This window comes from Nonomuraea muscovyensis, from assembly GCF_014207745.1.
Lineage (GTDB): Bacteria > Actinomycetota > Actinomycetes > Streptosporangiales > Streptosporangiaceae > Nonomuraea > Nonomuraea muscovyensis.
In genome coordinates, this window is the sequence record NZ_JACHJB010000002.1 from 2,957,161 (window position 1) to 2,981,360 (window position 24,200).

Below are 24,200 nucleotides of genomic sequence, written 5' to 3' on the forward strand. Positions count from 1 at the left end.
GTCCCCTCTCCTGTTCGCGCTCGTCGCACGCGGCCGGGCCGGGCCCCAGCGTCGTCGCCGACCTGGGTCCGGCCCGGCCACCGGTCAGTACTGGCGCTGGGGCAGCGCGGCCTTGGCCTGCTCCTGGGTGAAGGTCGTCTCCTCCGTCACCACGCGGGCGGGGACGGACTCACCCTTGACCACCTTCTTGGCGAGGTCCATGAGCTGCGGGCCGAGCAGCGGGGAGCACTCGACGATGTAGTTGATCTTGCCGTCGGCGAGGGCCTGCATGCCGTCCTTGACGGCGTCGACCGTGATGATCTTGATGTCCTTGCCGGGCACCTTGCCCGCGCCCTCGATGGCCTCGATGGCGCCCAGACCCATGTCGTCGTTGTGGGCGTAGAGGACGTCGATGTCGGGGTGGGCCTTCAGGAAGGCCTCCATGACCTCCTTGCCCTTGGCCCTGGTGAAGTCGCCGGTCTGCGAGGCGATGACCTTGAACTTGGCCTCGCCGCCGATGACCTCCTGGAACCCGGCCTTGCGGTCGTTGGCCGGAGCGGAGCCCGTGGTGCCCTGCAGCTCGACGATGTTCACCGGGTCGGTGCCCGACTTGTACTCCTCCAGCAGCCACGTGCCGGCCTTGCGGCCCTCCTCGACGAAGTCGGAGCCGAGGAAGGTCTTGTAGAGGCTGGTGTCCTTGGAGTCCACGGCCCGGTCGGTCAGGATGACCGGGATCTTGGCGTTCTGGGCCTCCTTCAGGACCGTGTCCCAGCCCGACTCCACCACCGGCGAGAAGGCGATGACGTCCACCTTCTGCTGGATGTAGGAGCGGATGGCCTTGATCTGGTTCTCCTGCTTCTGCTGGGCGTCGGAGAACTTCAGGGTGATGCCGGCCGTCTTGGCCGACTCCTGGACCGACTTGGTGTTGGCCGTCCGCCAGCCGCTTTCCGCGCCGACCTGCGAGAAGCCCATGGTGATCGAGCCGTCGCCGCCGCTGGAGGCGCTGGTGTCAGCACCGCCACCGCCACCGCAGCCGGCCAGCGTCACCGCGGTGAGCCCGGCGAGAACCAGCGTCGAGATCCTCTTCAACACGTGGGGAGTTCCTTTCTGATGTGAGCGCTAACAGCGAAGGCCGCGTCAGCGCCGCGCCAAACCTGTCCCCGACTAGATCCGGGCCGTGCTGGCCCGGTCGACCAAGGAGGGCGGGACCACGAGACGCTCGCGCCCGTGTGGCTCCCGGCCCTCGATCTGCCGTAGAAGCACCTCGATGCTGTGCCTGCCCACCGCGCCGAAGTCCTGCCTGATGGTGGTCAGCGGGGGCGAGAAGAACTCCGACTCGGGGATGTCGTCGAAACCGACGACGCTCACCCGGCCGGGGACCTTCACGCCCCGCTCGGTGAACGCCCGCAGCACCCCGAGCGCCATCTGGTCGTTGGCGACGAAGACCGCGGTCACGTCCGTCATGCTCGCCAGGCTGCGGCCCGCCTCGTAACCCGAGCGCGGACTCCAGTCCCCGGCGAGCGGCTGCGGGGCCTCGCGGCCCGCTCGCGCCAGCGCGGCCCGCCACCCGGCCACGCGCCCTTCGGCCTCCAGCCAGTCGGAGGGACCGCGGACGTGCCAGACCGTCTCGTGCCCCAGGGACAGCAGGTGCTCCGTGGCGAGCCTGCCGCCCTCGACCTGGTCGACGCAGACGACCGACACCTCGCCGGCCTCGCCGCCCTCGACCGCGACCGTGGGCACGCCGAGGGGCAGGTCCGCCAGCGCCTGGGCGGCCGAACGCTGCGGCGCCACCACGACGATGCCGTCGACGCCCTGGTCGGCCAGGTAGTCGAGGGCGTCGCGGACGCCGCTCCGGTCGATCGATCTGAGGCTGACGATGCTGATGAAGTAGCCGGCGGCCCTGGCCGCCTGCTCGATGCCGTAGACGGTGCTCGCCGGGCCGTACAGCGTGGTGTCGAAACTGACCACGCCGAGGGTCCGGGAGTGCCGGGTGACGAGCGCGCGGGCGACGAGGTTTCGGCGGTAGCCGAGCTTGTCGATCGCCACGAGCACCTTGGCGCGGGTCTCGCTGCGCACGTTGGGGTGCTCGTTGAGCACGCGTGAGACCGTCTGGTGCGACACGCCGGCCTCTTTGGCCACATCGGCCATGACCGGCGGGCGGCGCTCCGAGGTCGATCCCACGAGCTGCTCCTTTTCCTGGCTTGGCAAGACTGTGAACGTTAACAACGGGTCTCGTCAAGAGGCGTCTCGATTACGGTCGCGTTACGCCCGGAGGACCTTGACGCGGATGGTGAGGACGCCTCGACGGGGGCGCCCAGCTCTCCGTTGGCAACGCCCGCATGCTCGTGTTAGCGTTAACAGTATAGCTGAGGAACCTCCCCTGCCAAGAGACCCGTCTCAGGTGTGCGGCCGGTCGCGGGCCGCGCCGCCGGGCCGGACGGCGTGCTGCGCGCCCGGTCCGGCACGGCTCACCCGGCGGCGGTCGAGTCGCGGATGACGAGCCGGCAGGGCATCCGGTGCACGCCCGGCGTCGCCCTGCCGTCGATGGCGGCGAACAGGTGCTGGGCGGCGGTGCGGCCGAGCTCCTCCAGGTTCAGGTCCACGGTGGTCAGGGCGGGCCGGGTCTCGGTGGACAGCACCTCCCAGTTGTCGTAGCCGATCACCGCGATGTCGCCGGGCACCGACCGGCCGCGTTCGCGGGCGGCCTCGACGAAGCCGGCCGCTATCTGGTCGCTGCCGCAGAACACCGCGTCCACCTCGGGCTCGGCCATGAGCAGCATCTCGGCGGCGTGCCGCCCCCACCGCTGCGACCACGTGCCCCAGAGCGTCTCGCCCGCCTGCCGCACCCCGGCCGCGGCGAGCGCCCGCCCCAGCCCCTCGGCCCGGTCGCGGGCGGCCTGGTAGTGCTGGGGTCCGGTGATGTGCGCGATCCCGCGCCGCCCGAGGGCCAGCAGGTGCTCGACGGCCAGCCTCGCCCCGCCCACGTCGTCGGGCACGAACGACACGTCGTCCGGGTCGTCGGAGGGGCCGTAGGCGTAGACCACGGGCACCGGCAGGTCCCTGCTGACGGAGGGGCGCGGGTTGGTGCTCTCCCCCACCACGATCAGCCCGTCCACCCGGCGCGACAGCAGGGCGCGCAGGTGGTGCTGCTCCCTGATCGCGTCGCCCCGGGCGTCGCACAGCATCACCGCCATCTCGCCCGCGCCGAAGGCGTTCTCCGCGCCGAGCAGCACCGGGATGCCGAACCTGCCGACGCTGTCGGAGGTGAGCAGCCCCACCGTGCGCGTCTGCCCCGACAGCAGCCCGCGGGCCAGCGCGTTCGGCTGGAAGGAGAGCTGCTCGGCGGCGGCCAGCACCCGCTCACGCGTCGAGGCCCGGACGTCCTGCCGCCCGTTGAGCGCCTTGGACGCCGTGGCGATCGACACCCCCGCCAGGGACGCCACGTCGTTGATGGTCGCGCGCCGACCCGCCATGTTTCGAAACCCTTTTCAGTAACCGACATCTGGAGCGAACCATAACACCCATTGACATGCACGAATGTTTCTTCTACGTTTCCGAAAACCTTTTAGTTCTCGGGGATCCCCAAGGAGAGACCATGAGACGACGGCTGGCCGGGATCGCCATCCTCGGAGTGTTAACGTTCACAACGGCCTGCGGAGGTGGCGACGGCGGCGCGCCTGATCCCGCCGACGGCCCCGTCACGATCACCATGTGGACCCGCGCCGCCACGCAGGCGCAGAGCGAGCGACTGGTCCAGGCCTACAACGGCAGCCACAAGAACCAGGTCAAGCTGACCGTCATCCCGACGGACAACTACCAGCCGCGCATCGCCTCGGCGGCCGGGGCCAAGCAGCTTCCCGACGTGTTCGCGGCCGACGTGATCTTCGTGCCCAACTACACCTCCCAGGGCCTGTTCCTGGACGTCACCGACCGGATCGCCGCACTGCCGTTCAAGGACAAGCTCGCGCCCTCGCACATGAAGCTGGGCACGCTCGACGGCAGGCAGTACACGATCCCCCACACGCTGGACCTTTCGGTCTGGTTCTGGAACAAGGACCTCTACGAGAAGGCGGGCCTCGACCCCGAGCAGGGCCCCAAGTCACTGAAGGAGTTCGCCCAGCACGCCACCGCCATCCAGGAGAAGGCCGGCAAGGACGGCAAGGTGCACGGCACCTTCTTCGGCGGTAACTGCGGCGGCTGCTACGTCTTCACCTTCTGGCCCTCGGTCTGGGCGGCCGGCGGCCAGGTGATGAACCCCGAGGGCACGACCTCGCTCAACGACCAGCCCGCGATGACCGAGGTCTTCAAGATCTGGCGGGAGATGTACGACAAGAAGGTGACCGGCCCGACGGCCAAGGAGGAGCAGGGCCCGACCTGGACCGGGTTCTTCCCCAAGGGCGAGATCGGCGTCATGCCGATGCCCTCGACCACGCTCGGCGCGATGCCGGCGGACATGAAGATCGGCGTCGCGCCGATCGCCGGTCCGGACGGCGGCGAGTCGACGTTCATCGGCGGCGACTCGATCGGCGTCTCCGCCACCTCCGAGCACGCCGACGCGGCCTGGGAGTTCCTGTCCTGGACCATGTCCGACGAGGCGCAGGTCGAGGTCATGGCCAAGAACAAGGACGTGGTCGCCCGCACGGACCTGGCGAGCAACAAGTACTCGGCCGAGGATCCGCGCGTGGTGCTGATCAACTCGCTGGTCGCCAAGGGGCAGACACCGTACGCGCTGCGCTTCGGACAGACCTTCAACGACCCGCAGGGGCCGTGGCTGCGCCTGGCCCGCGAGGCGATCTTCGGTGACGCCGCCAAGGTGCCGCAGCTCAACGCCGAGATCACGAAGTCACTGCAGCAATGACGTTGACGCTCCGCCGAGCCGGGCGGCGGGCGGCGCACTCGGCGCCGCCCGCCCGCCGGCACAGCAGGAAGGTCCAGGGCTGGCTGTACGCCGCGCCGACCGCCGTCATCGTGGGCGTGCTGTTCCTCGCCCCGCTGGCGCTGGTGGTGTGGATGTCGCTGCACCGCTGGCCGCTGCTCGGGCCCGCCCGGTTCAACGCCCCCGAGAACTACACCAAGATCGCCGACAACCCGCTGTTCGTGGACGCGGTGCTCTTCACGCTGAAGTACACGGCGATCACCACGGTGCTGCTGTCGTCCGTCGCGCTCGGCCTGGCCCTGCTCGTGCAGGAGCGCAGGCCGGGGGTCGGCTTCTTCCGCACCGCGTTCTTCCTGCCGGGCGCCGTCGGCTTCGCCGCCGCCGCCCTGCTCTTCTACGGGATGCTCAACAACGACTTCGGCCCCATCGATCCGATCCTGCGCGACCTCGGCGTCATCGACGAGCCGGTCAAGTGGATCGGCACGCCGAACATGGCGCTGTTCTCGACGATCGTGCTCGTGCTGTGGCGCTTCGCCGGGTTCAACATGCTCATCCTGCTGACCGGCCTGCAGGCCATCCCCGTCGAGGTGTACGAGGCGGCCAGGAGCGACGGCGCCAACCGCCTGCAGATCTTCACCAAGATCACACTGCCGCTGCTGCGGCCGACGCTGGCGCTCATGCTCATCCTCAGCGTGACCGGCTCGCTGCTGGCCTTCGACCAGTTCTTCATCTTCACCAACGGCGGCCCGGACAACAGCACCGTCTCCATGGTCATGGTCGTCTACCGCGACGCGTTCTTCCGCTTCGACCTCGGCGGCGCGGCGGCCCTGTCGGTCGTGCTGCTCGTCGGCCTGGTCGGGCTCAACACCCTGATGATGCGGAGGCTGCGGTGACACGCGCCATCACCCTGTCGGCCCTGGCCGTGCTCTTCCTGTTCCCCCTGGTGTGGAGCGGCTGGGCGTCGCTGGAGGACCCCTCGAACTACCTGGAGATGGCCAGGTTCGGCGAGGGCGTCGGCACGTACGCCGCCAACAGCGTCCTGGTGTCGTTCATGACGGTCGCGGGCACGCTCGTCGTGTCGGCGCTCGGCGGCTACGCGTTCGCCAGATTCGACTTCCCCGGCAAGAACCTGCTGTTCCTGGCCACGCTGGCCATCCTCATGGTGCCGTACGCGACGATCCTCATCCCGCTGTACGTGCTGCTCGGCTACCTCGGCCTGCAGAACTCCCTGGCCGGGCTGTCGCTGGTGTTCGTGATGTTCCAGCTCCCGTTCGCGCTGTTCATGATGCGCAACGCGTTCGAGGCGATCCCGCGCGAGTTGGAGGAGGCGGCGCTGGTCGACGGATGCGGCACGTTCCGGGCCTTCTCCCGGATCCTGCTGCACGCCGTCCGCCCGGCGCTCGTCACGGTCGGCCTGTTCGCCTTCCTCGCCTCGTGGAACGACTTCTTCGCCCCGCTCATCCTGCTCAACGACGGCTCGTCCTTCACCCTGCCGGTGGCCGTGGTCAGCATGACGCAACGCACCTTCGGCGCGATCGACTACGGCATGCTCCAGGCCGGCGTCATGGTGATGGCCGTCCCCTGCCTCATCCTCTTCATCCTTCTGCAGCGCCACTACGTGCGCGGATTCATGTCGGGAGCTCTGCGTGGCTAACCCTGTCCTGCCCTCCACCGGCGTGCTGTCTCCTCTCGGTCTCGACGCGGTACGGCTCGCCCCCGGATTCTGGGGCGACCGCGTGACGCTCGACCGCGAGGTCACGATCGCCCACTGCCGGGAATGGATGGAACGCGAAGGCTGGATCGACAACTTCCGCGGCAGGCGGCCACGCCGGGGCCGGGAGTTCAGCGACTCGGAGATCTACAAACTACTGGAGGGCATGGCCTGGGCCGGGCACCCGGACCTGCCCGAGCTGGCCGAGACCGTGGCCCGGGCCCAGGAGGGCGACGGCTACCTCAACACCCGCTGGTCCGGAAACCGCTACACCGACCTGGAGTGGGGCCACGAGCTCTACTGCTACGGCCACCTCATCCAGGCGGGCGTGGCCCGGCTGCGCACGCACGGCGAGGACCGGCTGACCGAGGTGGCGATCCGGGCGGCCGACCACGTCTGCCGCCGGTTCATGGACACCACGGAGACGTGCGGCCACCCCGAGATCGAGATGGCCCTGGTCGAGCTGTACCGGGCGACCGGGACCGACCGCTACCTGGAGATGGCCCGCCGCTTCGTCGAACGGCGTGGTCTGCCCGCTCTCGGCCCGATCCACTTCGGCCGCGCCTACTTCCAGGACGACGTCCCGGTACGGCAGGCGAAGGTCTTCGGCGGGCACGCCGTACGGGCGCTCTACCTGGCCTGCGGCGTGGTGGACGTGGCCGTGGAGACCGGCGACCAGGAGCTGCTGAAGGCGGTCGAGGCGCAGTGGGAGCGCACCATCGCCCGGCGCACCCACGTGACCGGCGGGATGGGCTCGCGGCACGCCGACGAGTCGTTCGGCGAGGACTACGAGCTGCCGCCGGACCGGGCCTACGCCGAGACGTGCGCGAGCATCGCCTCGATCATGCTGGCGCACCGGCTGCTGCTGGCGACCGGGGACGCCCGCTACGCCGACATGACCGAACGGACCCTGTACAACATGCTCGCCACCGGGCTGGCGCTGGACGGCAAGTCGTTCTTCTACGCCAATCCGCTGCACGTCCGGGTGCCGGCCGAGCCGCCGCAGGGCGTCGTGAGCCACGCCGAGCAGGTCGGGCTGCGCTCCCCCTGGTTCGACGTGTCGTGCTGCCCGAACAACATCGCCCGGACGCTGGCCTCGCTGCCCGCCTACGTGGCCACGGCCGATGCGGGCGGCGTGCAGATCCACCACTTCACGCCCGGCGAGATCCGGCACGGCGGGCTGGCGCTCCAGATGGAGACGGGCTATCCGTGGTCGGGCGGGGTGACGGTGCGGGTGCTGGCGGACGGGCGCGGGCGGATCTCGCTGCGCGTGCCGTCCTGGGCGACCGGCGCCACCCTGTCGCGCGCCTGCGCGCCCGATGGGTCCGGTGCCTCAGGTGCGGCGGGAGCGCCGCCGGCCGGTGCGGGCCGCTCGCCGGCGGCCGTGCCCGTCGCGCCGGGGTACGCGGTCGCCGAGGGCGAGTGGCGGGCCGGGGACGAGATCCGGCTGGAGCTGCCCATGGCGCCCCGCTGGACCTTCCCCGACCGGCGGGTGGACGCGCTGCGCGGCACCGTCACGGTCGAGCGGGGGCCGCTCGTCTACTGCGCCGAGTCGGTGGGCGACGAGCCGCCGCTCGCGGACCTGGCCGCCCGGGTGACGACCCCGCCCGCCGACGTGCCGGCCGACAGGCCCGGCGACGAGGTGGTCGAACTGGAGATCGCCGCCGTCCGGGCCGCTCCGGACGCGAACGGCTGGCCGTACCGCGCGGAGCAGGACCGGCCCGGCGGCACCGGCGGCGGCACGGACACCGTGCTGCGGCTCGTGCCGTACCACCGGTGGGGCAACCGCGGCCCCGCCACGATGCGCGTCTGGCTCCCCGTCGCCGGCGAGCGTCCCTGACGGACCGGCACCGCGCCCTCATCCCGAGCAGCACCCCCTCGTGGCGGCGCGTCGCCGAGCCAGGCGACGGCCGCCGTGTACCACTCCTGTTTGGAGGACCTGTGCGCAAATCTCTGCCCTGCCTGGTCGCCCTGGCCCTCGCGGGCGGGCTGGTCGCCGGCGCCCCGCCGGCGTCGGCGCGGGCCGTCCAGGACACCCTCGGCATGCCGGTCTTCACCGGCCCCGACCCGGTCCCGGACGAGCCCGTCGGCTACCACCCGCGCAAGATGATGGAGGAGATCTACAAGAAGGAGAAGGGCGGCGACTCCTACTGGATCGACCGCATGTTGGCCCGCCCCGGCGACGACCCCGCCGGGCCGTGGCTGATGACCCGCGGCCGGGCGCTGTTCATGAAGGAGCACGACCCGGCGAAGCTCGGGTTCGGCGGCAGCGTCGCCTACTGGGAGAGCATCGACAACCGCGACGCCTACACGATCTCCCTGGGCGCGGACCTCACCGAGGACAAGGCCGGCCGGCTGCAGATGCCCAGCCACTGGACCGGCCGGTACACCGGCGACGGCCTGGCCGTGAGCGTCAAGAAGTTCATCACCCACGAGAACGTGGCCGTCACCACGCTGGCGGTCACCAACACCGGTGACGCCCCACGGGACGTGCCGGTCAGCGTCGTCTCGCCGTACGCGAGGACCGCCGACGGCGACCGCGAGCTGACCGGCGTGGTCACCGCGAAGAACCGGCTCACCACGATCTTCCCGAGGCTGAGCGGCGACGGCCTGAAGGCGGCCGGCGGCGAGCTCAAGGGCACGCTGACCGTCCAGCCGGGCAGGACCGAGCACACCAAGGTACAGATGGGCTTCGTCACCGAGGAGCTGGCCGGCTCTCGCCCCGAGTACGACGGCTACAAGGGCCGCTCGCCCCAGAAGGCGCTCAGGCGGCAGCTCCAGGACTACAACGCCTGGTGGGCCGAGAACCTGCCCTACATCGACGTGCCCGACGAGAACATCAAGAAGCACGTCTACTACCGCTGGTGGTTGATGCGGTTCAACTTCCTCGACGCCGACATCCCGGGCAACGACTTCCAGTTCCCGACGTCGGTCGAGGGGGCGCTGGGCTACAACAACGCCATCGTGCTGACCGTGCCGATGTTCGTCCAGGACCTGAAGTACCTGCGCGACCCGATCTACTCCTACGGGCCGTGGGTGTCGGCGGGTGAGGTGTCGCGCAACTCCAGGTACACCGACAACCCCGGCGACCCGGAGAACTGGTCCAACAGCTACACCCAGTACATCTCGGCCGCGGCGCTGGAGAGCTATCAGCTCCACGGCGGCCAGCCGGGGATCCTGCGCAACCTGGCCCGCTATGCCGAGAAGGACGTCTACGGCCAGCTCGCCGCCTACGACTCCAACGACAACGGGATCATCGAGTACGACTGGGAGGCGATGACCGGCAACGACGCCGACGCGGTGTCGTTCCACTACTACGACCGGGCCAACGAGCGGCTCGAAGGCGCCTACGTCTACGCCAACGCGATGGCGGCGGCCCAGGCGTACACGCTGATCGGCGACCCGGCGAAGGCGGCGGAGCTGCGCGGCGTGGCCGACAAGGTGCGGACCGGCATGCTCAGCCTGCTCTGGGACGACGAGAACAAGCTGTTCAAGCATCGCGACCTGCAGACGGGCGACCTGATCCCGTGGAAGGAGTCCAACAACTACATCCCGTACGCGACGGGTCTGGTGCCGGCGGACGACCCGAAGTACCGGGAGGCGCTGCGCCTGTGGTCCGACCCCGCCGAGTACCCGATCTTCCCGGCCTACACCGCCAACCAGAAGGACAAGGCGGAGGCCGCCGCCCAGGGCAAGCCGGGCTCCAACAACTTCTCCCAGATCAACTCGACCCGGAACTTCGCCCTGTTCTCCAAGGCGCTGCGCGACTACGCCTCGCCGCACATCACGGCCGAGCAGTACAAGCAGCTCCTCTACTGGAACGCCTGGTCGCAGTTCGTCGGCGGTGACACCCGCTATCCCGACGCCAACGAGTTCTGGGCCGACTGGAACCCGAACACCAAGACGATCAACTACCGGTCGTGGATCCACCACACGATCCTCGGCAGCAGCAACTGGACCGTCATCGAGGACGCGATGGGTCTGCGCCCCCGTTCCGACGGCAAGGTCGAGCTGTGGCCGGTGGACATCGGCTGGGACCGCTTCACCGTCAACGGGATCAACTACCGCGGCAGCGACCTGACCATCGTCTGGGACCGGCCGGGCGACGGGACCACCCACTACGAGGGCGTGCCCGAGGGCTACTCCGTCCTCGTGGACGGCAAGCGCAAGGTCACGTTGTCCGGGCTGGAGCACGCCGTCTGGGACCCGGCGACCGGCAAGGTCGAGGGCGGGACCGTGCTGCACGCCGAGAAGGCCCCGGCCATGCGCTCCCCCGAGCAGGTGAGGCTCACGGGCGAGCGGGTCGAGGACCTGTTCCAGAAGGCCGGCGTGGACCTGCGCTCCACCCGGGACAACCTGGTCGTCAAGGCGACGGCCTCGCACGGCGACGCCGCCCCGGCGGCCGACGGCTTCACCGTCAACGAGCCGTACTGGGGCAGCAAGGGTTCCGGCAGGCCGCAGGACTGGCTGGAGGTGGACCTGGGCACGGCCCGGCCGGTCGACCTGGTGCGGCTGTACTTCACCAACGACCGCAAGGCGAACGGCTACAGCGAGCCGGCGTTCTACTCGGTGCAGTGGCTCGACGGCGACACCTGGAAGGACGTGCCTGAGCAGGCCAGGCAGCCCGTCTACCCGCGGGCCAACCTCAACACCGTGCGCTTCGGCGAGGTGACGACGGCCAGGCTGCGGGTGCTCGTCACCCACCGCCCCGGCCACGCGACCGGGCTGAAGGAGGTCCAGGCGTACGCGACGGGCTCGACGCCGCCGCCGGTGTCGAACGCGGCGCCGTACGTGCTGGCCGTGCCCGACGCGACGTTCAGCCGGCCCGGCCAGGCGCGGCTGGAGGCGGTCGTCAAGGACGACGCTCTGCCGTCGGGGGCGCTGACCACGCAGTGGAGCGTGGTGGACGGTCCCGGTGAGGCGTTCTTCACCGACCCGGCCGGCACCGGCACGGTCGCGTCGTTCACCGAGGCGGGCACGTACCGGCTGAGGCTCACCGCCACGGACGGCGCGAAGTCGGCGTCGAGCACGGTGACCGTCACCGTCACCCCGCTCAGCGCCCAGGTCAACGTCGCCCCCTCCGCGACGGCCACCGCCTCCTACACCTCACCGTGGGAGAAGGTCGCGGCGGTCAACGACGGCATCGACCCGCCGCGCTCCAACGACGGCGCCAACCCGCGCTGGGGCACCTGGCCGCAGCAGGGCACCCAGTGGGTGCAACTGCAATGGCCGTCGCCGGTGCGGCTGAACAAGGCCGAGGTGTACTTCTTCGACGACGGCGGCGGCGTCCGCGTCCCCGCGTCGTGGAAGATCCAGGCGTGGAACGGCCAGGAGTTCGCCGACGTCACCGGGGCGGGGTCCTACCCGGTGGCCGCCGACGCCTACAACGCGGTCTCCTTCGACACCGTGGCCACCACCCGGCTGCGCGTCCAGCTCGAAGCCGCGCAGGCGTCGGTCGGGCTGCTGGAGGTCAGGACGTACGCGGTGCCGCCGGACTCGGTGCGCCCCGTGCACGTGCCGACGGCCGCCGGCACGCTGCCCAGGCTGCCCGCCTCGGTCGAGACGCTGTACGCCGACGGCGGCCGCGGCACGGCCGCCGTGACCTGGCAGCAGGTGACGCCCGAGCAGGTGCGGACCGGGGGCACCAGCTTCGCCGTCACCGGCCTGGCAGAGGGACTGAGCGAGCCGGTCCGGGCCACCGTGTACGTCCGGGCGAACCCGGCCGTGACGATCACTTCTGTCGGCGAGGAGCAGGTGCGGACCGAGGCGGGCACGGCGCCGTCGATGCCGTCGACCGTCGTGGCCACCTACAACGACGGCTCCAAGGACAGCTCGGCCGCCGTCACCTGGGCGGCGATCTCGCCTGAGCAGTACGCCGCGCCGGGCACGTTCACGGTGACCGGGGAGGTGGCGGGCACCACGGTCGCCGCCAGGGCGACGGTCACCGTCGAGTAGGACCATTCGTCCCGCCCCCGCCCGCCCCTCCCGCGGGCGGGGGCCGGCCCGCTCGCACCGGCGGTGAAGCGTGATCCACACGAGGCCGTGCGGACATGAAATCTGGTGGAATGACCGCTACGCTCGCAACCATGTCCGACCTCCCCGATCGCGATCCCCGGCAGATGCGCCCCTCCGACCGTGATCGCGACCGCACGCTAGACATCCTGCGCGCGGCCACGGAGGAGGGCCGGCTGCCGATGACGGAGTTCCACGAGCGGCTCGACCTCGTCTACTCCGCCAGGACCTACGGCGAGCTGGAGCGGATCACCCACGACCTGCCCGACACGACGCCGCGGACGGAGCCCGCGAGCGGCGGGGCGCGCAGCCGGGCCGGCAAGCTGGGGCTGGCGTTCATGGGCGGTTTCACCCGGGCCGGCCGCTGGCGGGCGGCCCGGACGTTCACGTCCGTGACGGTGTGGGGCGGCGGCACGATCGACCTGCGCGAGGCGATCCTCGACGGGAACGAGATCCGGATCAGGGCGTTCGCGATCATGGGCGGCGTCGGCGTCATCGTCCCCGAGGACGCCGACGTGGAGGTCTCCGGCGTCGGGATCATGGGCGGCTTCGACCACCGGGCCAACGGGCCGGGCCGGCCGGGCGGTCCCCGGGTGGTGGTCACCGGCCTCGCGTTCTGGGGCGGGGTCGGCACCATGCGCAAGCGCCGCGAGGGCCGCAAGGACGACAGCGCCGGATAGTCCCGCCTAGTCCTCCGGCAGGAGCGTGCCGAGCGGCCCCAGATCCAGGTTGAGGTCGGCCGGGGTCAGGTCGAACCGCTCGCACAGCTCGTTCATGGCCTCCTCCAGCTTCATCAGCGTCAACCCCAGCGTCTCGACCTGCTCGTCCGACAGGTCGCCCTGCTCCATCCGGCGGATCGACTGGCGCTCGACGAGCTGGCGCACCAGCTCGACGAGCGTGAGCACGAGCCGGGACAGGTCGCGCTCCACCGCCTCGGGATCGGTCTCGATGCGCAGCCGGGGCGAGCGCGCCTCCCGGCCGGGCCGGTCAGGGCTGGTCGAGGACATCGTAGGGTTCGGACTCCCGGATCGAGGTGATCAACGCCCGGATGGAGATGCGGACCAGGTCGATGTCGGCGATGGACAGGACGAGGTCGCCGCTGATGACCACGCCGCCGGCCAGCAGCCGGTCCAGCAGGTCGACCAGGGCCACCCGCTCCGACGGCAGGCGCCCCTCGGCGGCCAGGGCGGCGCCGCGCGTCTCCTCGAACGTCACGCCGCGCCCCCGTCCCCGCGGACGTCTCCTGCCGGGTCGTCCAGGACCGCGAACGAGTAGGGCGCCCACGGGCCCGTGAGCTCGATCTCGCCACCCTGGGCGCGCAGCTCCTCCAGGGCGCGCGCGAACTCCTCGCCGCGGTCGTCGTCCACCAGGTAGGCGCCGTTCAGCACCATCCCCTCCGCGCGCCCGGAAAGCTGCGGGTCCTGCGCCCGGTGCCGCCGGCTGGCGGCCGCGATGGACCGCAGCACGTCGTGGACGTGCTCTGCGCGGGCGCCGGCCCGCCGCAACGCCTCCTCGCGGCTGCGCAGACTCGCCTGCCGCCGTTTCAGGTACGCCGTCCCGGGCGAGGCCGCCCGCGCCCCCTCGTCCGGCGCGTCGCCGGAGGACCCCTCCCCGGCTCCCGCGTACACCTTCACCCCCCACTCCCGCCGGCCGGCGACACGGGCGAGGGCCTGCTCGAAGTCGTCGTGCCGCTCGTCCAGCAGCGCGCGCACCTGATCGTCGCCGGAGTAGACGGTCACCAGCCGGACCGGGACGGTCGGGGCCAGCCGTGCCACCGCCTCCACCACGTGGTGGTGGGCGCGGGCGGTGCGGTCCAGCCAGTCGAGGTCCTCCATGGACCGCCGCAGCGGCTCCTCGCCGAACTCGTCGAGCGGTACCGTGCTCACGTAGGCGGCCAGGCCCGACCCGGTGATCGCCCGCACCGCCGACCCGGCCATGCCCGTCAGGTCCGCCGGAAGGGTGGTCCCGGCGTCGCGCGCGACCGCGTACAGGTACGTGCCCGCGTCAGCGGCCATGCCGCCTCCTTTCCTCCGGCCGTGCCGCGCGGCGGCGGTCCCGCTCCGCCGTGGACCCGGTCCGCGGTCTGCGCGGCGGCTCCTCCTCCTCGTACTCGGTCCGCGGCCTGCGCGGCGGCTCCTCGTCCTCGTACTCGACCGTCCCCTCGATGGAGGGGTGCGCCGGGCGGCCCTCCTCCAGCTCGGCGACGCGCTCGCGCAGCCGGCGGTTCTCCGCCCTGAGGTGCCGGTCGCCCCCGGACAGCCACGGGTCGTGCTCCCACCAGTCGATGCCCATCTCCTTGGCCGTGTCGACCGAGGCGATGATGAGCCGCAACTTGATCGTCAGCAGCTCGATGTCCAGGAGGTTCACCCGGATGTCACCGGCGATGATCACGCCCCGGTCGAGGACCCGCTCCAGGATGTCGCCCAGGTTCGTCGGCTCGCGGCCCCCGGCCGAGCCGGTCGACACGCGTCCGGCGGGCCCCTGACGCATCGGTTCCATCATCGCGCCGCCTCACCCAGGTCGCCGCTGCCGCGCCGGTAGCGCCGCAGCCTCCGGTAGGACCGCAGGTTGCCCTCCTCGTCCAGCTCGGCCTCGTAGAGGGCCAGGATGTCGCCGGACGAGGGGATGCGGCGGTCCTCGACCACCTCCACACCGACCAGCCAGCCCCCGCCCTCGGGCTTCACCAGCGTGACGCCCTGAGCCGGCTGGGAGGTCAGCTCGGTGATGTGGCGCAGCCCGGCCGCGCCGGCCGTCATGGCGTTCAGCGGCGCGTGCGCCTCGTCCTCGTCCTCGTCTTCCTCGTCCTCGTAGTCGTCCAGGTCGGCGTCCTGGTCGTCGTTCTCGTCCGCGTCTTCCTCGTCGCCGTCCTCGAACTGGCCGACGGGCTCCTCGTCGTACTGCTCGACGGGCTCCACGTCGTCGGCCTCTCGCGTGTCGCGTGTCCTTCGCCTGGCAGGCACGAGATCACCTCTCCCCGTCCTCGGGCTCCGTCGCGGCCGCGTCGACCTCTGCGGGCGGGCCGATCATGCGTTGCAGCACCTCCTGCATCCGCTCGGCGTGCTCCTCCTCCGAGATGAGGCCGGCGGCGGCGACCCGGTCGAGCTCCTCCAGCTCCCGCCGGACGGCGACCGGGTCGCTCATCTCACGCTCGACCTGCTCCTGGATGAGCTCGCCCAGCCGGATCACGCCGCGGACCGGCGCCAGCGGCCAGCCGAACAGCAGCCCGAGGAGCCCCATCAGCCCTCACCCGCGGCCGGGGTCACGACGAAGTCGTACGGCGCCAGCGGGCCGAGCAGGCGCGTGGTCACCCGTCCCGCCCACTGTCCGGCGAGCTCCTTCACGGCCTCCTCCAGCTCGCCCTGGCGTTCCGTCTCGACGAGGAGCGCCAGGTGGACGGCGTCCTGCTCGTGGGTCGGCTCGCGCACGGCGACCATCACGGACAGCGGAGCCAGGGCGTCGTGCGCCGCCTGTGTGTCGGCCTCCCGCTTGGCCGTGATCGCCGCACTGACGATCTCCCCGATCTGGATGCGCGCGTCGCGGGTCACCTCCTCGGGCTGTTCCCTGATCTGGTCGCGCAGCCGCGCCACCTCGGGGTTCTCCTCCAGCACCTCGGCGAGCACCGTCCGTTCGTCGTAGCGGCCCTTGACCACGTACTCGGCCCGCCCCTCCAACTGCTTCAGCGCCGAGAGGAACTCGTCGTGGAACGGGGTGAGCAGCTCCGCCACGATCTCGTCGGGGCCCGTCACCACCGCCCCGAACCTGATGGGCAGCACCGGCACCTCGGCGGCGGTGGCGTCGAGCAGCCGCTCGTGCGCGAGCAGGTCGTTCGGCGTCCCGAGCGGCCCCTTGCCGGTCAGGTCGCTCACCAGGGCGCCGACCTCCCCGTGCCGCAGCAGCGTCACCGGGGCGGGCGGGTCTCCCACGCCCCGCGCGTCCTCGGCCACCTCGACGTCCGCCGGCACGATCCCGTACAGGTAGGTGCCGACCCGTTGCGGGCGGGCCCGCTCGTCCTCCCGCTCACCGGCCGCGGAGGCCGCGCCGGTCTTGGTGGCAGTACGTCTGGCCATGTCAGCCCTCCCCTTTGCGTCGCCCCCGGGCGGACCCCCGTTCGGCGTCCGGAGCCAGTTCGCCGACGATGTCCTGCAGCTTGTCGCCGGCCGCCTCCAGGACGCCCTGGGCGGCCCCCTTGGTCTTGCCGGCCGCGCCGCTCTTCGTCACGTTCTGCATCAGCTCGGGCAGCCCCTGCTGGTCGCCCGTCTCGGCGAGGTCCAGCCGGTTCACCGCCTCGGCGAAGCGCAGGTAGGTGTCGACGCTGGCCACCACGATGCGCGCGTCGATGGTCAGCAGCTCGATGCCGACGAGTGACACCCGGACGTAGGCGTCGATCACCAGGCCCTTGTCCAGGATCGTGTCGATCACATCGGCCAGACCCGACGCGGAGGATTGCTGGGCCACTGCGCCGGATGACGCGGGCTGCACAGTCATGTGTTCACTCCTTGATCGGCGCGGGCCTCACTTGCCGCGGGAACCCGCCTTGCGACGTGCCGGCGCTTCCTCCTCGGCCCCCGTGCGGCGGCGCCGTACCGGACGTTCGGCGCCCTGGCCACGGCTCCTGCCACGGGCGGCCGGAGCGGCGCGGGCGCGGCGCGGAGGTTCTTCCTCCTCGGGCTCCTCCTCCTCGGCCTCGGCGGTCTCGGCAGGCTCCTCCTCCTCTTCCTCTTCCTCCTCGGGCTCCTCTTCCTCTTCCTCTTCCTCCTCCTCTTCGGCGGCGCGCTCGCCCTCCTCGGGCTCCTCTTCCTCTTCCTCTTCTTCCTCTTCGGCCTTGGCGCGCTCGCCCTCCTCGGGCTCCTCCTCGCCTTCCTCGAGCTCGTCCGTCGGCTCCTCCTCTTCGCCTTCCTCCCGCTCGCGCTCCTCGTTCATGGCCGTCTCGTGATCCTTGACCACCTCGCCGTCGTGGATCTCGCCGCGCCACCCGCCTTCCTCCATCTCCTCGGGGTGGAGCATGACGTTCGTCATGACGTGCCGCCTGAAGTGCTTCAGCTCCAGACGCGCCCGCCGGCCCTGCGCGCGCCAGAGGTTGCCGGTGCGCTCGAAGAGGCCCTGCGGGTGGTACTCGAGGACGACGACCACGCGGGTGAGGTCGGGCGTCAGCTCGTGGAAGGTCACGGCCCCGTCCACGTATCCCTTGGCGCCCTCGGATCGCCAGATGATCCGCTCGTCCGGCACCTGTTCGCGGATGGTCGACTTCCACTCCCGGTGCGACAGGAAGATCTGCGCCTTCCAGGAGAGCTTCTCGTCGGACTCCTGGTTGACCTTCTCGACCTTCTTCATGAACGACGGGAATTCCTGGAACTGGGTCCACTGGTTGTAGACCACCCGCCGCGGCGCTCCCACGTCGATGGTCTCGATGATGTTGGTCAGCTTGAGCTTCTTGCTGCCCTTGCCCTTGCCCTTGAACAGGCTGCCGACCGCGCCCTTGAACGCGCCCGTCGCCGCCCCGGCGAGGACCGATCCGGGCGACTTGTCGGAGCCGGTGATCGCGCCCAGCAGGCCGCCACCACCGCCGTCGCCCTGGGCGAAGTCGGTGAGCCTCCCGGTGACGCCCTCCACCTTGCCCGTCACGGAGGACAGGGCTCGTTCGGCCAGGGCCATGGCCACGTTCTGCAGCGCCGACCCCAGCTCACTCGTCAGCCCGTCCGGCAGCATCTTCTGCGGGCCTTCCTCGGCGGCCTGCCGCCCTTTGCCCACGGCCTGGTCCGCGGCCTGCCGTCCCCGGCCCGCCGCCTGGCGCGCCGGCCGGGTCGCCTTCGTCACGTCAGCCATGCGGATTCACCTCCCCGCCCGGCTCGTGCCGGCAGTGGGACGACGGGTTCTGGTGACCGGCTTGTCCGCGCTCGCGGCGCTCTTCGTGCCGGCGGTGCTCTTGGTGCTCTTGGTGCTCTTCGTGCTTCTCGCGCGGGGCTTGGGCTTCTCCTCTTCGGGCTCCTCTTCGGGCTCTTCCTCGTCGAACTCGTCGTACGCGCTTTCCTCGTCGTACTCGTCTTCCTCGTCACGCGCCCGCCCGCCCTCGGGCTCGCCCGGCTGGCGCAGCGATTCGGCGCGCTCGTGGAGCCTTGAGGTCAGGGTTTCGAGCTGCCTGCTGGTCGCGGCCACGGCCGCGGCCTTGCCGACCTCCATGAGCTCCCCGCGCAGCCGGTTCGTCATCTCCTCCATCTGAGGAGACTGGCCCAGCAGCTTGATCCCGTGCTTCAGCAGGCCGCCGCTGTCGCCCTTTCGCAGGTTGCGAGCGACACCGGCTGCCGCCAACATCGTCGCCAAGCGCAATTTGTGGCGCCGCCCGAGGTAGTAGCCCGCGGCGAGGGCCATCGCCACTCTGGCCCGGTCATTCATGACATGCGCTCCCAACTGTGTCGAGCACCGGCTGGCCGTCACCAGCCGGGTGGCACATGCCCATGAAGGGGATAGAGAAACCCAAATGGCAATAAAGCGGACAGACTTGACATTTTGTAAGCTGCCGATTTACAGAGATCTTGGGATCGGTCCCGTTTACCAGCGCGGAGGCGCGAATCCGCAGGTCAAAACGCCGCCGGGCGGGCATGACACATCGGGGTGCGCCACCCGGCGTTCGTCCTGCACGCATGACGGGGCTCACGGGGCCGTCCCGCCATCCGGAAAGGCCCTACAGGGGCTCGTACACCTGACGGGCGTGCGTCACCTCGGCCATGTGCGCGACGGCCCACTCGCAGGCGGCGGCCAGCGGCTTCAGCAGCGTCCGGCCGAGCGGGCTCAGCTCGTACTCGACCCGGGCCGGCACCTCCGCGTAGACGGTGCGCGTCACGAGCCCGTCGCGTTCCATCGCCCGCAGGGTTTCGGTGAGCACCTTCGGCGTGATCCCGCGCAACGGCACCCGCAGCTCGGAGAAGCGCCTGGGGCCCGCCTCCAGACATCTGATGATCTTCGCGGTCCACTTGTCGCCGACCTGGATCAGCGGTGTGACCTGCGCGCACGCGCGGAACATGTCGGGGTCGAGGGGCTGCGTCACGGGGCGAGCGTACGCAGGTATCGTTGCGGAAACCAAGGGGGCGCCCGCTAGCGTCCGCCACATCGGCCGGCGACCGGGCCGGTCCGGCGAACGGAGCATCCCTCATGAGCAAGATCGTCATCTTCGGCGCGGGCGGGCGTGCGGGCCGCCACGTGGTGGCGGAGGCCGTCGCCCGCGGCCACCACGTCACCGCCGTCGTCCGCGACCCGGCCAAGCACCGCGAGCTCCTCCGCCTCCACCCCGCAACGGAGGGGGACCCGGCCGAGGGCGGAAGCCTGAGGGTGGACGGGGAGCGTGGCGGTGGCCGGGCCATGCCCGGGGTCGGCGGGGTGAGGCTGGTCGCCGGTGACGTCACCGACGCCGGGAGCGTGGCGGCCGCGGCGGCGGGACACGACGCGGTGATCAGCGTCGCGGCCCGTCTCGACGTGCCCTCGGTGGACTTCTACGTGGCCGCGGCGCACGCCCTGCTCGACGGCCTCGCCCGCGCGGGCGTCGGCCGCCTCGTGCTGGCCGGCATCGGCACCACCCTGGAGGCGGCGCCCGGCGTCATGGTCCACGACACGCCGGGCTTCCCGCCCGATGCGCGGGCGTTCTCCCTCGGCCACGCCGCCGAGCTGGAGGTGCTGCGCGACGCCGACACCGGCGTGGACTGGCTGGTGCTGGCGCCGCCGCCCGTCTTCCTCGACGACGCCCCGCGCACCGGCCGCTACCGGATCGGCGGCGGCCAGGTGCTCCCGTCCTCCGGCGACACCCCGTTCCCGTACGCGGACCTCGCGGTGGCGTTGATCGACGAGGTCGAGACGCCCGCACACCACCGCACCCTGGCCGCCGTCGCCGGCCCCTGACCGGCCCAGGGAGGCCCCAGGGAGGCAAGGGTGACTACCCCCGGCCATACGTCATCAGAGCAGGCGGCACCCGGAGCGCGACGGGTGCCGACGGCCGCTACGCGGCGGCGCGCTCCTGGTCCTGCTCACCCTCCTGGCCCTGGTCGGGGGCGTCCGCCTGGAGGCGGTCGGCGTCGTGGGCGCGCAGGAACCGCTGGAGCCCGGCCAGGTCGTCGGTGTTGATGTGGTCCACGTCCGCCGCCACGAGCTCACGCCAGAGCGCCTCGCGCGCGGGCCCGGCGGTGTCGGGGGTCGCCCAGAAGCGCACCCGCTGCCCGTCACGGTGCGCGGTCCGGACGATCTCACGCAGCCGGTCCCGCTCGGCCTGCGGCATCTCGCCGTCGCCCCGCCAGGTGAAGTGCTTGGTCCAGTTGTCGCTGATCAGCGGGATGAGCGACGCCCCGCCGAGTCCCAGGTCGGCCAGCCGGCCGTCGTAGAAGGCGTACCGATCGCGCTGGGCGGCCATGAGGTCGCGCGGCCGGTCCCCGCTGACGACCACGGTCACGGCGCCGGGCTTGACCCTGCCGCGGTGGTAGGCCGTGAGCATCTTGCGGTACGAGCGCAGCACGCGGTCCAGCTCGGTGTAGGTGGCGGCGCCGTTGTTCTTGATGTCGACGAGGAGCTGGAGCCGCTGGCGGCTGCCGGGGAAGACCCGCCCGTGCCCCTCACGGACGCGGCCGGCCAGCGGGTCGAGGTAGAGCGACTGGAGGGTGCGGCCCGGCCGCAGATCCTCCGGGTCGTGCCCGACGCGCAGCTCGCCGTCCACGAGGTAGATGTCGGCCTCGACGCTGGTGAAGCCGTGGTCGAGCGCGTCGAGGAGGGGTCGCTCGTGCTCGTAGTCGTTGTGGGCGTGGGCACGGGCCAGCGGCTCGGCGCCGGTCGTCGCCGCGGCGGGGGCGGCCGGCAGCAGCAGGGCGCCTGCGGCGACCAGCGCGCCGAGGGCTCGACGGAACATCACGTCTCCTTGGGGATGCGGGGAGCGGGTCACGGATGCGGGGAGCGAGCAGTGATCACGTGCCACGCTATGCGTGTCAGGTGTTACCGGAGTGACATTTCGCCAAATAGGCGAAGACGGCATGATGTGTGCCTGTAGGGGCGGTGTCGAAGATCGCCACAGCACTAGAGTGAGGCCATGTCGAACGCGGTCGTCCTCGCCGGCGGGTTCGTCGCGCTGCTCGTCGTGGCGCTCGCGCTGCTGGTCGTGGTGCTGAGGCGCAGGTTCGTGGCGGTCGAGGTGAGCGGTGTGAGCATGTGGCCCACGTACGCGCCGGGCGACCGGGTGCTCGTGCGGCGCGTCGCCTCCCGGGAGCTGAGCCGGGGCCAGGTGGTGGTGTTCGAGTCGGCCCGGCCCGGTGGCTGGCCCGCCGGGCCGTTGCCCGCGCCGCGCAGCACGACGTGGGCCATCAAGCGGGTCGCCGCGCTGCCGGGCGACCCGGTGCCGGCCGACGTGCTGCGCGCGGTGGCGGCGGACGCCGGTGCGACGGTGCCCGAGGGCTCGCTGGTCGTGCTGGGTGACGGCACGGACAGCGCCGACTCGCGGATGTGGGGCTACGTGCCGGCCGACCGCATCCTCGGCGTGGTGGTGCGCGGGCTCTCGTCCGGCACGTCCGCCGCCGCGTCGCCCGGCGAGCCGGGACCGTCGTCACCGCTCTCGTAGCCGCTCGCCTGCAGGGTGAACAGCCGGGCGTACTCTCCGCCCGTGGCCATCAGCTCCTCGTGCGTGCCCCGTTCGATGATGCGCCCGTCGCTCAGCACCACGATGAGGTCGGCGTCGCGCACGGTGCCGAGCCGGTGCGAGATGAGCACGCTCGTCCGGTCGCCCCGGTAGCGGCGCAGGCTGGCGTGCACCTCGTGCTCCGCCTGGGCGTCGAGGCCGGAGCTGGGCTCGTCCAGGATGAGCAGGTCCTGGCGGCGGCGCATGAACGCGCGGGCCAGGGCGAGGCGCTGCCACTGCCCGCCCGACAGGGCGACCCCGGCCTGGTCGTCGCGGTCGCCGAAGATGCGGCTGAGCATCGTGTCGTACCCGCGCGGCAGGGCCGTGAGCGCGTCGTGGATGCCGGCCTGGCGGGCCGAGTCCTGGACGCGTTCGCGGTCGTCACCCGCGCTGAGGTCGCCGAGCCGGATGTTGTCGGCCGCGCTCAGGTCGTAGTCCATGTAGTCCTGGAACACCGCGCCGATCCGTTCGCGGAGCTGCGACGGATGCGCCTCGCGCAGGTCCACCCCGTCCCACCTGATGTGCCCGCGTTCCGGGTCGTACAGCCGGCACAGCAGCTTGACCAGGGTGCTCTTGCCCGCGCCGTTGACCCCCACGAGCGCGACGGTGCGGCCCGACGGGATGAACAGGTCGACGCCGCGCAGGATCCAGGGGTGTTCCTCGCTGTAGCGGAACCACACGTCGCGCAGCTCGATGCCCGCGCGCAGGGCGGGCAGCGGTGCCGGATCGGCGGGGACGGGCAGGTCGGGCTCGGCCTCCACGACCTCCGTGTAGTGGCCGAACATCAGCAGGGCGTTGTGGGCGTCCGCCCACTGGCCGACGATCGTGGTCAGCGCTCCCTGCACCCCGGCGACGGCGGCGACGAACACCGTCACGTCGCCGACGGTGATGCCGCCCGAGGCGGCGCTCAGGATGGCCCACAGCAGTCCGCCGCCCGCGACGACGCTGCCGAGCAGCGCCATCACCCCCTGGCTGCGCAGGGTCCTGCGATCGAGGTCGCGCTCGGCGCGGTTGATTCCGCGCACCTCGTCGAGCATCCGCCCCCGCAGGTGGTCGCCCAGGCCGAACAGCCGCACCTCCTTGGCCGCCTCGGGCCTGGTCAGGAGGTCGCCGTAGAAGATCTGCCTGCGCATGGCGGGGGTGATGTCCCACATCACCTCGGCCCGTTGGCGGCTGAGCACGAGCTGGATGCGGACCGAGGGCAGCGCGGCCACCACGATGACAGCGACCATGAGCGGGTTGACGGCCAGCAGTGTGACGGCGAAGCCCGACAGGGTGATGACCGCCTGGCCGATCATCAGGGCGCCCACGATGAGCCGGTCGGGCGCGTTGTTGCTGGACTCGTAGGCCAGCCGGAGGGTGTCGTGGAAGGAGGGGTTCTCGAACCGGCTGAGACCCGGGTGGGTGTTGACGGCCCGGAACAGCCGGTCGTAGATGAGCAGGCGCAGGTCCCTGCGCAGCTGTGACTGGGCGTACTCCGCCACGTGGGGCAGCACGATGATCGCCAGGCCGGCGACGGCCAGGCCGGCGGCCAGGGGCACCAGGCCGGCGGCGCCTTCGCCGCGGGCGAGGGCGTCGAGCACGAGCTTGGTCAGCCAGGCCGTGACCACGGGCGCGAGGCCGGTGCAGACGCCGAGGAACGCGGCACCGGCGGTGGCCGCGGGGTTCGCCTGCCAGGCCAGCGCGGCGACGATGCGGATGCGCCGTAACGTGGAACCCGCCATGCCGGTCAATATTCCACAGAAGGTACGGTCTGCGCGATCATGGCGCTCTGCCCGCCGGCGGGCATGAGACTGGTCACCTGCGTCCCTAACGGTGGGCGGGGAGGGGATGGTGGGGGCGGCCGGTCGTGCGGTCCGGTGGCCGGCGCGGGCCGGCCACCGGACACGCTCAGCCGATCAGCGGCAGGTGGTGATGCCTGCCACGATGCGGCACCGGGTGCCGTACTTCGTCCACCAGCAGGTGTCGGCGTCGGCGGTCGG

The 24,200-nt window shown here is 71.5% G+C and carries 24 protein-coding genes; 8 read left to right on the forward strand and 16 right to left on the reverse strand.

The features are described from left to right. Nucleotides 1-84: 84 nt before the first annotated feature. From FHU36_RS30315 to FHU36_RS30325, 3 genes are all read right to left on the reverse strand, one after another. On the reverse strand, nucleotides 85-1,071 hold the full coding sequence (locus tag FHU36_RS30315; protein WP_185087170.1) for an ABC transporter substrate-binding protein: 987 nt from the start codon (nucleotides 1,069-1,071) through the stop codon (nucleotides 85-87). A 72-nt stretch (nucleotides 1,072-1,143) separates the two neighbouring features. Then, nucleotides 1,144-2,127 (reverse strand): LacI family DNA-binding transcriptional regulator, encoded by a 984-nt coding sequence (locus FHU36_RS30320; protein WP_185087742.1) that lies wholly within the window; start codon nucleotides 2,125-2,127, stop codon nucleotides 1,144-1,146. Between the two features lie 320 nt (nucleotides 2,128-2,447). Further along, nucleotides 2,448-3,452: a LacI family DNA-binding transcriptional regulator gene (locus FHU36_RS30325; RefSeq protein WP_185087171.1), complete on the reverse strand. Its 1,005-nt coding sequence runs from the start codon at nucleotides 3,450-3,452 to the stop codon at nucleotides 2,448-2,450. A gap of 122 nt (nucleotides 3,453-3,574) precedes the next feature. On the opposite strand from FHU36_RS30325, the gene FHU36_RS30330 reads away from it, so the two are divergent. From FHU36_RS30330 to FHU36_RS30355, 6 genes are all read left to right on the forward strand, one after another. After that, nucleotides 3,575-4,837 (forward strand): ABC transporter substrate-binding protein, encoded by a 1,263-nt coding sequence (locus FHU36_RS30330; protein ID WP_185087172.1) that lies wholly within the window; start codon nucleotides 3,575-3,577, stop codon nucleotides 4,835-4,837. After that, on the forward strand, nucleotides 4,834-5,748 hold the full coding sequence (locus FHU36_RS30335; RefSeq protein WP_185087173.1) for a carbohydrate ABC transporter permease: 915 nt from the start codon (nucleotides 4,834-4,836) through the stop codon (nucleotides 5,746-5,748). Before FHU36_RS30330 ends, FHU36_RS30335 begins: the two co-directional genes overlap by 4 nt. Further along, on the forward strand, nucleotides 5,745-6,509 hold the full coding sequence (locus tag FHU36_RS30340; protein WP_185087174.1) for a carbohydrate ABC transporter permease: 765 nt from the start codon (nucleotides 5,745-5,747) through the stop codon (nucleotides 6,507-6,509). Before FHU36_RS30335 ends, FHU36_RS30340 begins: the two co-directional genes overlap by 4 nt. After that, complete coding sequence (locus FHU36_RS30345; protein WP_185087175.1) at nucleotides 6,502-8,406, forward strand: glycoside hydrolase family 127 protein; 1,905 nt, start codon at nucleotides 6,502-6,504, stop codon at nucleotides 8,404-8,406. The genes FHU36_RS30340 and FHU36_RS30345 overlap by 8 nt, the downstream gene beginning before the upstream one ends. Nucleotides 8,407-8,507: 101 nt before the next feature. Then, nucleotides 8,508-12,521, forward strand: coding sequence for an Ig-like domain-containing protein (locus FHU36_RS46585; protein ID WP_185087176.1), 4,014 nt, complete (start codon nucleotides 8,508-8,510; stop codon nucleotides 12,519-12,521). Nucleotides 12,522-12,652: 131 nt separating this feature from the next. Next, a complete protein-coding gene (locus tag FHU36_RS30355; RefSeq protein WP_185087177.1) occupies nucleotides 12,653-13,258 on the forward strand; it encodes a DUF1707 SHOCT-like domain-containing protein in 606 nt (201 codons plus the stop codon). A 6-nt stretch (nucleotides 13,259-13,264) separates the two neighbouring features. On the opposite strand, the gene FHU36_RS30360 is transcribed toward FHU36_RS30355, so the two are convergent. From FHU36_RS30360 to FHU36_RS30410, 11 genes are all read right to left on the reverse strand, one after another. Then, entirely contained in the window at nucleotides 13,265-13,585 is a 321-nt protein-coding gene (locus tag FHU36_RS30360) for a gas vesicle protein K (RefSeq protein ID WP_185087178.1), read from the reverse strand. Further along, nucleotides 13,566-13,793, reverse strand: a complete 228-nt coding sequence (locus FHU36_RS30365) for a gas vesicle protein (protein WP_185087179.1) — start codon at nucleotides 13,791-13,793, stop codon at nucleotides 13,566-13,568. Before FHU36_RS30365 ends, FHU36_RS30360 begins: the two co-directional genes overlap by 20 nt. Next, nucleotides 13,790-14,593, reverse strand: a complete 804-nt coding sequence (locus tag FHU36_RS30370) for a GvpL/GvpF family gas vesicle protein (RefSeq protein WP_185087180.1) — start codon at nucleotides 14,591-14,593, stop codon at nucleotides 13,790-13,792. Before FHU36_RS30370 ends, FHU36_RS30365 begins: the two co-directional genes overlap by 4 nt. Beyond that, entirely contained in the window at nucleotides 14,583-15,068 is a 486-nt protein-coding gene (locus FHU36_RS30375; RefSeq protein ID WP_221496628.1) for a gas vesicle protein, read from the reverse strand. The genes FHU36_RS30370 and FHU36_RS30375 overlap by 11 nt, the downstream gene beginning before the upstream one ends. Before the next feature lie 8 nt (nucleotides 15,069-15,076). Further along, on the reverse strand, nucleotides 15,077-15,538 hold the full coding sequence (gene gvpO / locus FHU36_RS43800) for a gas vesicle protein GvpO (RefSeq protein ID WP_185087182.1): 462 nt from the start codon (nucleotides 15,536-15,538) through the stop codon (nucleotides 15,077-15,079). 4 nt (nucleotides 15,539-15,542) lie between these two features. Continuing rightward, the gene (locus FHU36_RS30385) at nucleotides 15,543-15,815 is read right to left on the reverse strand and encodes a gas vesicle protein GvpG (RefSeq protein WP_185087183.1); all 273 of its coding nucleotides are present in this window, start codon (nucleotides 15,813-15,815) and stop codon (nucleotides 15,543-15,545) included. Next, complete coding sequence (locus tag FHU36_RS30390; protein WP_185087184.1) at nucleotides 15,815-16,645, reverse strand: GvpL/GvpF family gas vesicle protein; 831 nt, start codon at nucleotides 16,643-16,645, stop codon at nucleotides 15,815-15,817. Before FHU36_RS30390 ends, FHU36_RS30385 begins: the two co-directional genes overlap by 1 nt. A gap of 1 nt (nucleotide 16,646) precedes the next feature. Further along, complete coding sequence (gene gvpJ / locus FHU36_RS30395; protein ID WP_185087185.1) at nucleotides 16,647-17,063, reverse strand: gas vesicle protein GvpJ; 417 nt, start codon at nucleotides 17,061-17,063, stop codon at nucleotides 16,647-16,649. A 27-nt stretch (nucleotides 17,064-17,090) separates the two neighbouring features. Continuing rightward, nucleotides 17,091-18,401 carry an SRPBCC family protein gene (locus FHU36_RS30400; protein WP_246502610.1) on the reverse strand — a complete coding sequence of 437 codons (1,311 nt, stop codon included), beginning with the start codon at nucleotides 18,399-18,401 and terminating at the stop codon, nucleotides 17,091-17,093. 6 nt (nucleotides 18,402-18,407) lie between these two features. Further along, nucleotides 18,408-18,968, reverse strand: coding sequence for a hypothetical protein (locus FHU36_RS30405; RefSeq protein WP_185087186.1), 561 nt, complete (start codon nucleotides 18,966-18,968; stop codon nucleotides 18,408-18,410). 289 nt (nucleotides 18,969-19,257) lie between these two features. Next, on the reverse strand, nucleotides 19,258-19,620 hold the full coding sequence (locus FHU36_RS30410) for a winged helix-turn-helix transcriptional regulator (RefSeq protein ID WP_376774162.1): 363 nt from the start codon (nucleotides 19,618-19,620) through the stop codon (nucleotides 19,258-19,260). A 104-nt stretch (nucleotides 19,621-19,724) separates the two neighbouring features. On the opposite strand from FHU36_RS30410, the gene FHU36_RS30415 reads away from it, so the two are divergent. Then, nucleotides 19,725-20,465, forward strand: coding sequence for an NAD(P)-dependent oxidoreductase (locus tag FHU36_RS30415; RefSeq protein WP_185087187.1), 741 nt, complete (start codon nucleotides 19,725-19,727; stop codon nucleotides 20,463-20,465). Between the two features lie 97 nt (nucleotides 20,466-20,562). On the opposite strand, the gene FHU36_RS30420 is transcribed toward FHU36_RS30415, so the two are convergent. Then, entirely contained in the window at nucleotides 20,563-21,459 is an 897-nt protein-coding gene (locus FHU36_RS30420) for a phosphatidylinositol-specific phospholipase C/glycerophosphodiester phosphodiesterase family protein (protein WP_185087188.1), read from the reverse strand. Nucleotides 21,460-21,636: 177 nt separating this feature from the next. On the opposite strand from FHU36_RS30420, the gene FHU36_RS30425 reads away from it, so the two are divergent. Continuing rightward, nucleotides 21,637-22,161: a S26 family signal peptidase gene (locus FHU36_RS30425; RefSeq protein ID WP_185087189.1), complete on the forward strand. Its 525-nt coding sequence runs from the start codon at nucleotides 21,637-21,639 to the stop codon at nucleotides 22,159-22,161. Here the strand turns inward: FHU36_RS30425 and FHU36_RS30430 are convergent. Beyond that, nucleotides 22,053-23,942 (reverse strand): ABC transporter ATP-binding protein, encoded by a 1,890-nt coding sequence (locus FHU36_RS30430; RefSeq protein ID WP_185087190.1) that lies wholly within the window; start codon nucleotides 23,940-23,942, stop codon nucleotides 22,053-22,055. The two genes, FHU36_RS30425 and FHU36_RS30430, sit on opposite strands and share 109 nt — an antisense overlap. Nucleotides 23,943-24,200 lie beyond the last annotated feature (258 nt).